Genomic DNA, 14,211 nt, shown 5'->3' on the forward strand with positions numbered 1-14,211 from the left:
TTACCACCACGTTGCGTAGAAACAAATAAGGATGAGAGAGATAACTGCAGCACTCAATTTATAACTCTTTGCCGCATTGAATTCGATATCGTTTAATTTAACGGCCCCAGGATGGTCTCGGCCTTCGCCCTGAACTAACGACACAACAACCGCGATCGTTAAACACACAATAAATACGTAACCTACACGGTCCATGAATGGCACATGCGGGAGCCAAAGTTTAGCTAAAAGCGAGAGTACAGCAGAACTTATCGCGGCCGATAATGCGCCATTTGCAGTTGCTTTTTTCCAAAATAGGCCAAGTAAGAACAGCACAACAATGCCAGGTGTAAAAAAACCTGTAAACTCTTGAATGTATTGGAAAGCTTGTTCCGCGTTACCCAATAAAGGCCTAGCCGTGAATAGCGCTATAACAATTGCACTAACGCTTGTTGAGCGTCCTATTTTCACATAATGATGCTGCGACTTTCGAGGATACAACGGGGCATAAAGATCCATAGTAAATATAGTCGATATACTATTGGTCATAGATGCAAGACTAGATAATATCGCAGCTAATAAAGCAGCGAAGATCAGCCCTCTTAACCCAACAGGCATTAGCGCCATTAACTGAGGATATGCCTGATCGGATCTCTCTAGCGGAGGAAGAAGAAGTACTGCTGCAATCCCCGGTAGCACAACGATAACGGGCATCAACAGCTTTAAAAATGCTGCAAACGCAATGCCTTTTCTCGCCTCTGTTAAGTTTTTTGCTGCCAAAGCACGTTGAATAATGTATTGATTAAAACCCCAATAAGACAGATTTATAACCCATAACCCGCCAAGCAATACAGAAATACCTGGCAAGCTTGCATAGTGCGGATTATCGGGTGTGAGGATCATATCAAATTTTTCAGGTAGCGCTTGTGTCAGATGTTCAAAACCGGCAAAGGCGCCATTGCCCTGCCCCAATTGCTCAAGCGAAATATAAGAAAGAAACAATCCACCCAACACCAATAACACTACTTGAATAATGTCAGTTAGAGCTACTGCTTTCAAACCACCATATAAAGAATAGGCTAGAGACAATATGGCCAAAAGGACTAGACTAACCGTAATACTTAAACTAGTTAAAGTGCTTATTGCTAGCGCTCCAAGCCAGAGAACAGCGGTGAGGTTTACAAAAATATACACCCCCAACCAGAACAGGGCCATCGTTACTCGAACACGACTGTCGTAACGTTGTTGTAAAAATTGTGGCATGGTGTAAATTTCACGCTTAAGAAATACTGGCAATAACCACGCACCTACAATTATCAAAGTAATCGCCGCCATCCATTCATAGGATGCGATAGCCAAACCAATGGCGTAACCCGAGCCCGACATACCAATAATTTGCTCAGCAGAGATATTCGAAGCTACCAAAGAAGCTCCAATTGCCCACCACGGCAAACTTTTACTGGCCAAAAAATAATCTTGTGTATTTTTATCATGCCCCGGTTTTTCCCGAGAGACCCACCAAGCTAAGCCTAATAAGGCTACGACATAAGAAACGACAACAGCGATATCTATTGATGCTAACAACATTGAACATCCTCGTTGATACGGTTTTCTTTAAAATAACTTAAGCAAAATTCACTATATTTCATGATGAAAATATTCCGAAACTCTCAATGATTAATCTAACGCCAAATGGCATCTCTTAGACCTGAAGCTGACACGCTTATTTGCGCATTTTTGAGTGAGTCCCCAACTTGAATGAGTAATGCACCTTGCCCCTTTGATGTTAAAACCGTGGACTGATTTAATAGTTTAATGTCGCCACTTAAAGTGACGGATAGAGGTAAACCATTGATTGGCACCACATTCCCATGCTTGTCGAGCACTTGAGCGTAGACAAATATGATATCTTTCACGCCTACCTCTGGCGCGACGCCACTAATATCAGTGGTAAGGTTAAGTGAATAAGGAACATCTGGAGTGGTAACTTCATGAATGGCTACCCGGACCCCATTTATAAAAGCTTCGGCGCGAAGAGTGCCTGCTTGAAATGCGTCTACCTGAAATTCAAATGGTGGGTGACGAAGGTGGGTAGAGTACTTTCCCTTACTGGTACTTTGCTTACTAATAAGCGTATCATTTAAGTACAAGGCAACTTTGTCTGCGTTGCTGAATACACGAATATTGGTAGATGAAGCAGCGGTCCACTCACTTGCGATATACACCATCGGCCCACTTTGAAATCGGCCACTTACTTCGTCTGCATCTCGTTGACTAGCAAAGAAGTAATAGCTATATTTTGGCTGGCGGTACAGACTCATGATGCCTGAAGCTTCGATGTTGTCCGCATAACCTCGATTATAGTCAAACATTACCCAATAACCGTCAGCAAAGGCCGGTACATTTAAGTTATCGTTATGCGCCTCTTGAATATTTAATGCTTGCTGAAGTAAGCGCTTTTCACCGCTATTTAGTAGTTGTCTACTAGTGCGATCTTGGTTTTTCAGCCCAGACCAACTATCTTGATTGAGTCCTGCATTTTGGGCGTAATATTCCCAGTCTCCGTATTCAGATACTACATAGGGCTGAGACGGCGCTTCATAGTGCTGAAGCCTATGCTGCCGCGCTTGTAGATAAATATCGTATCCCTTCATCCATCCAGCTGAAAAAGCGCCCGGAAACTCTTGTTTTACTGTGTTATTTAGTTCAGCAACAAAATCCTGTGGCATAGCAGATTCATTCAACGAGCATTCCCATGCTAGTACGCTTGCATGGTTTCTATCTCTTCGAATAAGGTCAGCACAACTGTTGACTATGTGCTGTCGAAAGGCTGGTTCATCATTGTAGTATTGCCAGCCAAGAACGGCATCTAAAATTACTAGGCCCAGCTCATCTGCAGCCTCCATAAAAGCAGTTGAGTGCGGGTAATGGGATAGACGAACATAATCGAAACCTGCAGATTTTATTTTTACCGCATCTCGATAGTCCGCCTGCTCCGATATGGCATAACCAACATGAGGATATTCCTGATGACGGTTAACCCCCCTGAGAAACACTTTTTCACCGTTGATGAGCAATTCATGGTTTTCAGAGAAGCTAAACTCTCTAATCCCAATTTTTCTACTCTGCTCCTCCACCAGTATATCCTCTCTATAAAGACGAGTTTTAAGCTGATAAAGGTGAGGCGATTTGGGGCTCCATAAGGAAGGTTCTATAACATCAAAATCCACCGATGCATACTCTTGCGTGTTACCGTCGATAACCCAGCTTCTTGCGCCTTTCGCAACGATGTGATGGTTATCTACTAACACTTGTTCGATACGAACACGTTGCGCTTGGCTGTATTGGTTTTGTATATGAGATTTAACATTAACTGTGGACATAGCTTTACTTACCGTCGGGTATGTCACAAAAACACCTCCCCCTGCAACCTCGTTAGCTAACATCTCGTCGGTAATCATTAACTTATCTTTTATCAATAAGCTTACTCCTCGATAAATTCCACCGTAAGTGTTGAAATCCAGTAACTTTAAAGGCTTCGGCCCAGTAATTTCGTTGTCTCGATTATCTAGATGCACACTTATCATATTCGCTCCTTTTTGGAGCACATCGGTAATGTCTAATGTGAAAGGAAGATAGCCCCCTTTGTGGTGCCCGACCTTTTTGTCATTAACCCATATATCAGCTACATTCATTGCTGCTTCAAAGCGAACTAACACCACTTTATTTTCCCAGCTTTTTGGGACATTAAAGGACTTTTGATACCGTGCTATTCCTTGCCATTGACTGTTGACGATTTCAGGCTCTAGTTTAGGCGTATGAGGTAAATCTACCTTCTGCCACACAGTATCATCATTAATGGATTCAGCTTGACGAGTCGACCGTCTAAACATCCAACCTTTATTAAAAGACTCTACGTGCGCTATCGATGTTTGAGGCAACGTTACGTCGCTCACGTTTGTCAATTGTGGCTTGGGCGAGCACCCAATTAGCAATGAAAGAGAAAACAAGAGCAAAAAAGATGCATATTTCTGCACAAAATGGACCTCAGGTTAAGAGACGATAAAAAGCACTATGACAGTGGATAGCGCGGACAAAAAACCGGCCACATAGGTGGCCGGAGAAAATGGTCGCAAAAGGCGACCTACACAGTGATTTACATCGCGTATTGAAAGCCTAATAAATAACGTCTACCCCACTCGGCATATTGTCTAGGACGCGAAACGTCATTATCAAAATAAGACTGCGAGGCTTCGTTAGTCAGATTTTGCCCTTGCAACATAACCTTAAAGTTACTGGTAAATTCATAAGAAATACTAGCGTCAAGGGTAGCTTCATCATCAATGGTAAAGATAGCGCCAGGGTCCCAGCTGCCCACACTGGTATAAGCACTTCGATAGTTGTAGGAAATTTTTGCATCAACCCCTTTTTTGTAATACCAGAGTGTTAGACTTCCCACTTTCTCTGAAAGTCCACCTAATGAAAGTGGGGTGGCCTCAGGCTCAAATTCGTTTACATTGCTATCGGTATAGCTGTAGTTCGTATAGATACCTAAGCCATCAAAAGGAGCTGACAGCATAGAGAATGCCTGTTGATACATAACCTCAAATCCTCGAATCGAGCCGCCTTCACCATTTACGGGCCGAGAAAATTGGTAATCAACACCATCAAAATTCACTACCTCAGTTTGCGTCCCGATATGGCTCTGTAAGTCTTTATAAAAAAGTGACAGAGTCAATGCTGCATCGTCAGCAAAGAAATACTCGTAACCAAGATCGAGTTGATTTGCAATAAAAGGGTCTAGCTCGGGATTTCCGCCAGAGGCTGTATTTACTGTACCATCAGTACTAAAGCTATATCCCGTTCGCATTTCTATAAGGGGCGCACGTGCCATAGTTCGCGCTAGTCCGACACGAATTTGTGATGCCTCAGTCACACTGAATCTCAAGTTTAGTGACGGCAACACTTCGCTGTAGCTGTGGTCGACCGATAGTGGCGACAACCCACCATCGATAGTGGTTTGATAGCCAGACGATGTTGAATCAGTAGTGACATAACGCACGCCCACGTTTCCAGTGTAATCAACGCCTGCCAATGTCCCTATTAGATCAAACATCACATAAGCTGCAAAGCTAGATTCCTCAACATTCCAAGAGTTAAGGTAGTCGCCATTTTCTTTAGTATGGTCGGAACGGTTATCGATACCACCAAATGCTGTGTTCGCAACCTCTCGCCAATTCCGAATACTATAAATGGCGGGCACATCGTAGGCACTGCCTAGCGAGTAGGTATGCGCATCAACGGCTGCGGAGGTGTCTGTAACCGATTGGTCCCAGCTTACAACGTCGTTATCTTTTTCACGATCACTGAACCTAATACCAAAGCTAACATCTTCTACTAGCCCCCATTCAACTTCCCTAGAAAGATCTACTTTTGCAGTAAACATTTCATCCTTTAGTTCGCGATCATTGTCCACTTGCATACTACTGAGCCCATAATCGTCAACGTTACCAATATCGTACGCTGTATCAATAGCAAGCTTTTCTCCAGTAGTGTCCCAGCTGTAATTCATTCCTTCGCTGTCCGCTTCAGGGATCCAAAACCACGACTGCATATTAACCCAGCGCGACGTTATTGAAGCCTCAGAAAACCCAAAATCTGCATTAACTTTCCATTTGTCACCCAACCACTCTATATTTAAGCCAGAGCTAATGAGTTCATTCTCTTGAAACCATGTGGAATTATTCGCTGTATGACTTCCGCCCCATAACATTCCCCCTGCTACAACTTGTTCGCTGCCATCGTCTTTCGTAATAATTTGCGGTGGGTTACTAGCGTTAGCAATATTCCAGTTATTGAGCCCTCCCCAATTACCCCAGCCATCGAACCAAAGTTGATCCTCCCGCTCTTCGATTTCAAATTTTGAGTAAAACAAATCGTATTTCACTTCAAGAGTATCGGTAGGCAACCATTGAAGCACTGTCATTGCCCCAACACGTTCATTTTCTCCTCCTTTTGTAGCGATTTGTCCGCCCCAAGGTACCGATTCTGTAATGCCATTCCCGTCAACGTCACCTTGTGCCGAAGCGTCATTGTTATATTCCCATGAGGTTACATCTTTCTGCAAAGAGGGCTGATCTTGATATGCGATCCCAAATGCAAAACCGAGGGAGTCAGAGAGAGGCTCAATATAACTAAAATTGGCCCGATACCCTCTAGAGTCAGCGGTTTCAATATCGTCTGCAAGAGGATAATCCATAATGTGTCCACTTACGTTGACCGCTCGCTCGTCTCTATCTAGAGGCTTAACAAATTTCATGTCGACTAATCCAGAAATTCCACCTTCAATGTTACTTGCAAGCGGGCTTTTAAATACCTCAACCGAGGTAATCAGCTCAGCTGGAAATTGCTCATATCGAACACTTCTACTAGGTTCACCACTAACGATTTCGCGCCCATTCATTGTGGCTAAATTAAGTCGAGGCCCCATTCCTCGAATTGAAATTTGGCTCGCATTTCCACGATCTCGATCTGCCGCAATTCCTGGCAAGCGAGCTAACGCGTCAGTTATTGTGACATCCGGAAGCTGCCCCAAGTCGTCAGTAGAGATAATCTCAACTGTACTGTCGGCTAATTTTTTGTGTTGAAGAGAGCGGGTTAGTGTGCTGCCAAAACCGCGAACTTCAATCACTTCTGTATTTTCAGGTATCGACGCTTTTTGATTCTCATTTTCTAACTCTTGTGCAAATAACGTCGGAACATGAAAACACTGAGCGATGGCGAACGCAGTTACACTCAGTTTAAAAAATGGCTTCATAGCAACCCTTAAATTTATAAATAATGTTCAGTGCAAAAACAGCACCCCACCAACGGATAACATATTTATAACATAGCATGGTAAACGTTTACCATAAATAAACCATAAAATATAAACAAATAAAAATAAAACACTGATTAATAAAAGAATATTTATGGTAAACGATTTACTAAATTCAAAATGAAATAATACTATAGTCTCGTAATCCCAGAGAAGTGATTAACACTTTTCGAAGTTCGATTGGCACGAAAATTTAGATTAAAAGCGGGCTGCGGGTGTTTTTTTAAGCAGCGCACGGCTCGCATTCGTAATGAGAAGAGAAACACTAATTGCTGACGGCGTTGGAGTGTGTGTTCCACTCACGCGACGTCTTAGTAGAAAAGACAGATGAAAGTCAGATAGTTCAGAGAAAACAAGTGGCTAAAGTTCTCTCCCATGTCCATTATCCTTATTCGTAAAGACAGAGAATGATAACAATTAAAATCGTTTTTAATCACTTTCAAATGTTCAATTTTAAATCAAACACGTAAACCACTTTTCTTTTTTGGCACGCTTTACGCTGTCATGCGCAGATTCGAAGCTAGTTCACTGCAACAAGCGCAAAGAGAAAGCTGCAACACATAAGGTATTTTAAAGACTTCACACGCCATAATACCCTCACATTGTCGGCCTATTATCGTTACCGATGCAGGATTTTAATCGCCTCGGTTTAGGGAGGTTATGGCCCTACAGTGGAACACGCCAGCATCAAAACGCTCGAAAATACATCCCCAAGGATCGAGAGTACCGTCGCTGTTAGCCACATCACTTGCTTCTCATCGTCATTTATCTGAACAGGTTGTCACTATCTATCGGTAACTTATGCAGATTACAGGGGGCTTCAAGGATATAAAAAGCACAAGGTTCGGCTTGGCTACGAAAAATAAAATACTTACAAACAATATCTTACACTACTGACAATGATAGCTCCTCTAGCCGCTATATTTCTTGGAATCGTGCTAGTAGTCTCAAATAAATATCGTCGTTTCCAAACGAATACTGAGACCCAAAGCGTGTTATCGTTCCACTATCTTAGGATCAGCGCTAACGCGTGCCAGTTACGTTTTACTGCAAACAATGGAGAGCCGCACTAAAGTAGTACTGCTCCTTAGTAGACTAGGCCTGGGCCAGAGGCACATGAAATTAAATTCGTGGGGATCCCTCAGACTCTGTCCCCATTAATCAATGCGTTTATTCACTAAACGTCCACGCCACAAAGCGGCTTTGTTTGTGGCCTTGCCCCATATCTACTTTTAAAAATTTCTTTGCACCGTAGTAATTTATACTGGTTTCAATGGGCTTTAAGTGCTCGCTTTTTGACACTAAGCAGGTGAACCAATCTACTTGGTTTTTATAGGCCACACTTTCAATAATCATACGCTGAATGAAGGCAAGTTCGCCTCCTTCGCACCACAATTCGTTGCCAGTTCCTGCAAAGTTTAGCTTTATGTTACTGGTATCGGGCTTCGCTTTAGCAAAGGTCTTCGCGTATGTACTAGCATTGGCATGAGCGTTAATATCAGCACGAGGCTTTTTACCACTTCGCTTGTGCTTATTTCCCTTAAGGCCAATGGCCTTGCGCTCGCTTCCCAGCGCTGCCGCTTCGGCAGATTTATGAAACGGCGGATTACACATAGTAAAAGTGAAGTGCTCGTTAGGCTGAATAATACCTTCAAAGATTTTCGCTTTATTCGACTGCTTTCGAACCGACAATAAAGGGGTAAGCTTTGGGTTTTTGTTAGCAATAGATTTCGCCGATTTTACCGATACCGCATCGATGTCGCTTCCCACAAACTGCCAACCATAGCTTTGACTGCCAATAATGGGGTAAATAGCATTAGCGCCTATGCCTACATCCAGCCCTCTTACGCTATTCCCTTGAGGGATAACGCCTTTATTGCTAGATGCCAATATATCGGCAATGCCATGAATATAATCAGCACGACCCGGTACGGGAGGGTATAAATAACCATTAGGTATGTCCCACGTTTTCAATCCGTAGTAATGAATAAGCAATGCTGCATTGAGGGTTTTAACCGCGTCTTGGTTGGCAAAATCGATACTCTTCTTGCCGCTTTTTGCATTAATCACATAGCCAGATAATGCTGGGTGTGCCTGGCACAACGCCGCCATGGGGTAACCATCTTTATGTACATTACGAACATGCATGGTAGAGCCGGCCTTAGTCGTGGACTTAGACGAAGACTTAGGCGAACTTTTTGTTTTGGGTCTGGTTTTACTGGTTGAACTTGAGTTGCTGTTAGGTGTGGAGTCTACCAAGGCGACTATCCTATTTTTAGGTATTTGGCTAAGTGAATTTCTAATAAATGTTTAGTCGCCGTCGAGGCTACAGGCACCACATCAGAAATAACTAAATAGATGAGAAAAGGCTATTTTATAACAGCATCGCTAGGGCTATCGCCTAGTAAAAACCGAGCGCCCGCCCCTTTCTCGGCAATGCGATCGTGCTTATTGTACAGCTTGCACTTATCTAAAGACAAACAACCACAACCAATACAGCCCTCTAACGAAGATTTCAATGCCGTTAGCTCAGCAATACGCTTTGTAATGTGTGTGTTAAATACTTCACTAAGCGTAGCCCAATCTTCCTTATTCGGCGTGCGATTATCTGGCAGGGTTTGCAGCAGTTGTCGAATATCATCAAGTGCATACCCCATGTTTTGTGCAATCAAAATAAACGATACCCTGCGAATGACTGAACGAGGAAACATTCTATTTCCGCCTTGGGTTCGCACGGAAGGAATAAGGGATTCGTTGGCATAATAGCGAATAAGCGATACTGCGTTACCGGTTCGCTTTGCAACAAAGCCAATACTTACTAGGGGTTCAGGGGCCATTTTAAAAATCTGCATTTAACGCTTGATCTAAAGTTAGCTTTAGATATTAAGCTGTTGCTGTCTATTAATCCACTGCGCTTTTTTATCGAAAAAGTTACCGGTGAAAAACACACAACAGAAAATAAGGAAATACGATGCAAGCAGCCTCACTTGAACACGCCAATATTACCGTCACTAACCCAGATGCTATTGCTGATGCCTTGTGCCAGTTGTTCAATTGGCACATACGTTGGCGCGGCCCAGCCAAAGACGATGGTTATACGGTGCACGTGGGATCAGATACCGCTTATTTAGCGCTGTATAAGCCAAAACAGTTTAGCTCGAATCACTACAATCAAAATGGACTAGCGTCGAACTCAAGTGCCGAGAACACATTCGATCACACCACGGTAGCCCACGTTAATCACTTAGGTATTGTGGTTGATAATTTAGACGAGGTAGAAAAAAAGGTATTCGCTTTAGGATTTAATACTTACAACCACGGTGATTATGAACCTGGAAGGCGCTTTTATTTCATGCTTGGAGAGGGTCTTGAAGCCGAAGTGGTGTCGTATACTAGCTAAAATATACTAATCTTTAAGGTCAGAGTTAATAAAACCAACTCTGACCTTGCATCGTTTTGCCTAATTATTAATTACTTAGCAACCATTAAAGTGCGCTAAAATTTTACTTACCTCGCCTATACGCCGTTCAAAGCTAGCCTTGCTTGCACGTTCATGAATGGTATGATCGCCATCTCCGTATGGGCCAAAACCATCAAGGGTTGGCACACCGGCAGCCGATACCACATTCGCATCACTCACCCCACCACGTTTTTCCAGCTTAAGGGGGGCACCTAACACGTTTTCTAGCTCGGCGATAAACTGTGCCTGTGCTTCTGTAGGCTGCATGACATCACGCTGCAATCCACCAGTTACCGCTACTTTTACCCCTTCGACAGCAGGGTTTTGGGTTACTTCTTCAAACGCGGCTAATACTCTGTCTCGCTCTTCTGATTGAGTAAACCGCGCTTCTACCGTTAAGCTAGCACTAGGCGAAATAGTGTTTGCGCCTAATCCACCTTTCATTTTACCGGCGTTAACCGTGGTGCCTTTTTCTAGGTCGGTTAGATTAGTCAATGCAATAAGCATATGAGCCGCAGCCAAGTTCGCATTAATACCATCGGTATAATGGTTACCCGCATGCGCACCTTTGCCTTCAAATTCAATTTGGAAGGTAGCAATGCCTTTTCGAGAAATGACCACGTCGTGATCAGGCCCTGCCGCTTCAAAAACCATACAGGCATCGTAGGCTTTGGCTAATTCGCTGGTAAGCAATTTACTATCGTCACTGCCACTTTCTTCGTCGCTCACCAAAAGCATATCTATGTTCGCGATATGGCCTTGCTCGGCAAATACATTTCGAAGTGCGGTAAGCGCAATATAGTTACCGCCTTTCATATCACATACACCTGGGCCGTAAATCCATTCATCATCTTCACGAAATTCGGTAAAAGTATCAGGTGGGAATACGGTATCTAAGTGGCCAAGTAACAGTAATTTTGCCCCTTCACTTTTTTTCGACAGATAGTGAACGTGATTACCTATTTCTTCTCGACGATGGGTTTCTACAGAAAACCCAAGCTGCTCCATCCACCCATTAAAGATGTCAGCATTATGATCTACACCCGCTTTATTTTTAGTGTAAGAATTGAGCGATATAATGGTGGCAAGTTCGGCAAAGTCCAGACTACTATTCATGCTATTTATTCCAAGTATTGATTAAAACCAAACTACGCTGAAGCCCTTGATTATCAAGGCCAATTTACATACATCACACACCTTTCAAACGTTATCATTACAAAATTCGAAATTATTTTAATTTGAACAAAAAATAAACTTGAATAGTTTGCAATTTAGCCGTTTAATGGCGCCGCTTTCGGGAGGGACTCCTCGTACCAAGACGTACCCTAAAGTCTAATATATGTCATATTTCTCATCTAAAATAGATATTTACCACCCATTTTGGTGCAAAAATTTTATTTGAGATGTCTTCTTACTCAAATCGAAAAGAATGTCAATTCATCGATTCATAAATATAGGGTTAAAAGTCGTGCCAAAGTATACAGTCGGGATGTGGATGTACAGCAATAGCGGCGGTACTGCCATACAGGCTAAAATCGTTAATCAATTACGAGATCGTGATATTGAAGCAATCACCGATCTTAACTTAGGCCATGCAAACGCACATAACGGAACCATTACGTGCCATAACGTAAATATGGAAGAGTTAGATGCGTTCTTTTCATACAATGCAGGTCAACAAACGCCTTATCAAGTTTTTCTTTATCAAGTATTAAACGAATCAATTCCGTGTCTTAACAGTTTTGAGTCTTTTTCGTTATCTGAAGACAAACTGCGTACTTCCCATCGTTTATCTCGAGCAGGCATTCGCACGCCTGATTACCGGTTATGTAATACCAAAGACAAGCCGATGCTTAAAAATACCATTCGTGAATGGGGTGGACGCTTAGTCTACAAGCCTACCGATGGCTGGGGTGGCATGGGTATTGTTAAAGTAGAAGATGAGCGTTCTTTAGATATGCTTATTCCCTTTTTGGATCAAACCAATATTCCTCACTTCTACGTTGAACGTTTTATCAATTACGACATGACAGACTATCGCATCGATATTGTTGATGGTGAGTTTGTGGGTTGTTACGGGCGTCAAGCGCCTAAAGACGATTGGAAAACTAACGTAACCAGTGGTGGTTCTGTTATACGCCGTGAACCCAACGATGAATTGGTCGCGTTAGCGATTAAAGCCGCAAAAGTAACGGGGCTGGATATCGCGGGAGTGGACGTAATTTACGACCAAGAACATGAAGAATATGTAGTACTAGAAGTAAACGGTATTCCTGCATTCGCAACGCCTGAACAAGAAGCAGCAGGATTAACGTTTAATGAAGGAAAAATCGAGCGGATCGTTAATTTGATTGAGCGAAAAGCAATTGAAAAGCGCGCTAGTATGCAAGCCGCGCTAACCTCTCAACTTTAAACGAGAAAGTAAAATGTCTACAACTAAACTACCTACTATTGGCCTACTCTATTTAGACCACGTGCTGCGCTTTTTCGACAAGTCTAACTTTAAAGGTTGGCCTGATAAAATTGAAACCGTGTGTTACCACTGGGGTAACGACAAAGCTCGTTTCATTCGTGAAGTGAAGAGCAAAAATATCGATATTCTTATTGGTAATATTCCTGCAACGGCTTACGAAACGTTTCGTGAAATTGCGCGCGAATTACCTGATGTTCGCTTCTTGCCTTCAATGGACACACAGTTCGCCAACAAGTCGAAAGAAAATGTTACCCACTTTTGTGAAAAGCACGACTTGCCTATTCCCAAAACTGATATTTTTTACGAAAAAGACGAAGCCATGGCCTTTTTACGTAAAACCAGTTATCCAAAGATTATTAAAAAATCATACGGACCGTCCAACTATGGCGGCTACTTCGTACATAAAGTAGATAGCTTTAAAGAAGCAGCCGAACTGCTTAAGAAAAAGAAATACCACCCGGTTTATGTGCAAGAATTTGTTCCGATGATGGCCGATATTCGCGTGATGTTGATTGGCCACAAGCCTGTTTGTGCGTTTTGGCGTCGTCCACCTGAAGGTGAATGGCTAACCAATACCAGTCAGGGTGGCTCGATGGATTATTCTGATGTGCCCAAAGAAGCGTTACAAATAGCAGTGAATGCGTCTAAAGCCGCAAAAGCTGAATATTGGGCATCTGATATTGCCTTGGGTGTAGACGGCAAATACCGTATTTTAGAATGTGCAACTGCGTTTGCCGCCTTCCCTTACATTCGTGATTGGATTGGCCAGTATATAATGTGGACCTTGTGTTCAGAGCGCTTTAAGAAGCCGCATATTCCTTTGTATAACTGGGAGGAACTGGGTAAGATTCGCACGCCGTTATTACGCACAATGCGAAATATTACCTTTGGTGAATATACCCCAAGTTGTGATAGCGCAGACTCAGTGGCAGTGACTAACCCTGAGCTTTACCCATTATTACCTGTTGAATTGCAGCTAGATGAAGAATGGCCAAGTGAGTCGTGGAATTTTCAAGATAATTACACGCCCAAAAGTAAGGCCAAAATAGTAACCGACTTGCATTTAGAAAACCAAGATGTGAGTGAAGATGATGGCCTAGAAGACGTCATCGGTGATGGACTAGAACGTGTATTAAATGATAGCAACGATGAGTTTGAAGTCGACGCCGAAGTAGATGCGGGCGAACTCATTTTAACTACGTCAGAGTTAGAAAATTTTTTTGCTGGCGTAAAAGGTATAGGCCCTAAACTTACAGAGGTGATAATCAGTACTCTGGGTGAAAAGGGTACGTCAGAAGCTATAACCGCTGATCCAAGCGTGTTTCTGACGGTTAAAAACATTCAGCAAAAGAAAGTCGATGCAATTATCGCGCATTGGGATAATTTTAAGACTACGCTGGTAACCACTGATTTCTCTTAGCT

11 protein-coding genes are annotated in these 14,211 nt (G+C 42.8%); 5 read left to right on the forward strand and 6 right to left on the reverse strand.

Annotated elements, in window-relative coordinates; genetic code table 11:
• The 3 genes from J5X92_RS10955 to J5X92_RS10965 all read right to left on the reverse strand — a co-directional run bounded on the left by J5X92_RS10955 (nt 1) and on the right by J5X92_RS10965 (nt 6,796).
• Nucleotides 1-1,566 carry a sodium/sugar symporter gene (locus tag J5X92_RS10955; protein ID WP_063456855.1) on the reverse strand — a complete coding sequence of 522 codons (1,566 nt, stop codon included), beginning with the start codon at nt 1,564-1,566 and terminating at the stop codon, nt 1-3.
• A gap of 95 nt (nt 1,567-1,661) precedes the next feature.
• Nucleotides 1,662-3,935 carry a glycoside hydrolase family 2 TIM barrel-domain containing protein gene (locus tag J5X92_RS10960; RefSeq protein ID WP_260563404.1) on the reverse strand — a complete coding sequence of 758 codons (2,274 nt, stop codon included), beginning with the start codon at nt 3,933-3,935 and terminating at the stop codon, nt 1,662-1,664.
• A 200-nt stretch (nt 3,936-4,135) separates the two neighbouring features.
• Nucleotides 4,136-6,796: a TonB-dependent receptor gene (locus tag J5X92_RS10965; protein ID WP_126871613.1), complete on the reverse strand. Its 2,661-nt coding sequence runs from the start codon at nt 6,794-6,796 to the stop codon at nt 4,136-4,138.
• Nucleotides 6,797-7,516: 720 nt separating this feature from the next.
• Between J5X92_RS10965 and J5X92_RS10970 the strand changes: the two genes are divergently transcribed.
• Nucleotides 7,517-7,654 (forward strand): hypothetical protein, encoded by a 138-nt coding sequence (locus tag J5X92_RS10970; protein WP_185864122.1) that lies wholly within the window; start codon nt 7,517-7,519, stop codon nt 7,652-7,654.
• 372 nt (nt 7,655-8,026) lie between these two features.
• Here J5X92_RS10970 and rlmF read toward each other — a convergent pair whose 3' ends face one another.
• The gene (rlmF, locus tag J5X92_RS10975) at nt 8,027-9,004 is read right to left on the reverse strand and encodes a 23S rRNA (adenine(1618)-N(6))-methyltransferase RlmF (RefSeq protein ID WP_208805767.1); all 978 of its coding nucleotides are present in this window, start codon (nt 9,002-9,004) and stop codon (nt 8,027-8,029) included.
• Between rlmF and J5X92_RS10980 the strand changes: the two genes are divergently transcribed.
• Nucleotides 9,003-9,170, forward strand: coding sequence for a hypothetical protein (locus tag J5X92_RS10980; protein WP_185864120.1), 168 nt, complete (start codon nt 9,003-9,005; stop codon nt 9,168-9,170). The two genes, rlmF and J5X92_RS10980, sit on opposite strands and share 2 nt — an antisense overlap.
• A 55-nt stretch (nt 9,171-9,225) precedes the next feature.
• Here J5X92_RS10980 and soxR read toward each other — a convergent pair whose 3' ends face one another.
• On the reverse strand, nt 9,226-9,693 hold the full coding sequence (gene soxR, locus J5X92_RS10985) for a redox-sensitive transcriptional activator SoxR (protein WP_126871701.1): 468 nt from the start codon (nt 9,691-9,693) through the stop codon (nt 9,226-9,228).
• A 134-nt stretch (nt 9,694-9,827) separates the two neighbouring features.
• On the opposite strand from soxR, the gene J5X92_RS10990 reads away from it, so the two are divergent.
• Nucleotides 9,828-10,256 carry a VOC family protein gene (locus J5X92_RS10990; protein WP_057790368.1) on the forward strand — a complete coding sequence of 143 codons (429 nt, stop codon included), beginning with the start codon at nt 9,828-9,830 and terminating at the stop codon, nt 10,254-10,256.
• 75 nt (nt 10,257-10,331) lie between these two features.
• Here J5X92_RS10990 and J5X92_RS10995 read toward each other — a convergent pair whose 3' ends face one another.
• Nucleotides 10,332-11,432 (reverse strand): M20 family metallopeptidase, encoded by a 1,101-nt coding sequence (locus J5X92_RS10995; protein WP_208805768.1) that lies wholly within the window; start codon nt 11,430-11,432, stop codon nt 10,332-10,334.
• 352 nt (nt 11,433-11,784) lie between these two features.
• Here J5X92_RS10995 and J5X92_RS11000 point away from each other — a divergent pair, with 352 nt between their 5' ends.
• Nucleotides 11,785-12,729 carry an ATP-grasp domain-containing protein gene (locus tag J5X92_RS11000; RefSeq protein ID WP_129739696.1) on the forward strand — a complete coding sequence of 315 codons (945 nt, stop codon included), beginning with the start codon at nt 11,785-11,787 and terminating at the stop codon, nt 12,727-12,729.
• 13 nt (nt 12,730-12,742) lie between these two features.
• Nucleotides 12,743-14,209, forward strand: coding sequence for a hypothetical protein (locus J5X92_RS11005; RefSeq protein WP_208805769.1), 1,467 nt, complete (start codon nt 12,743-12,745; stop codon nt 14,207-14,209).
• Nucleotides 14,210-14,211: the final 2 nt, after the last annotated feature.

Origin of the sequence: Alteromonas sp. K632G (assembly GCF_017653625.1) — a bacterium.
Lineage (GTDB): Bacteria > Pseudomonadota > Gammaproteobacteria > Enterobacterales > Alteromonadaceae > Alteromonas > Alteromonas naphthalenivorans.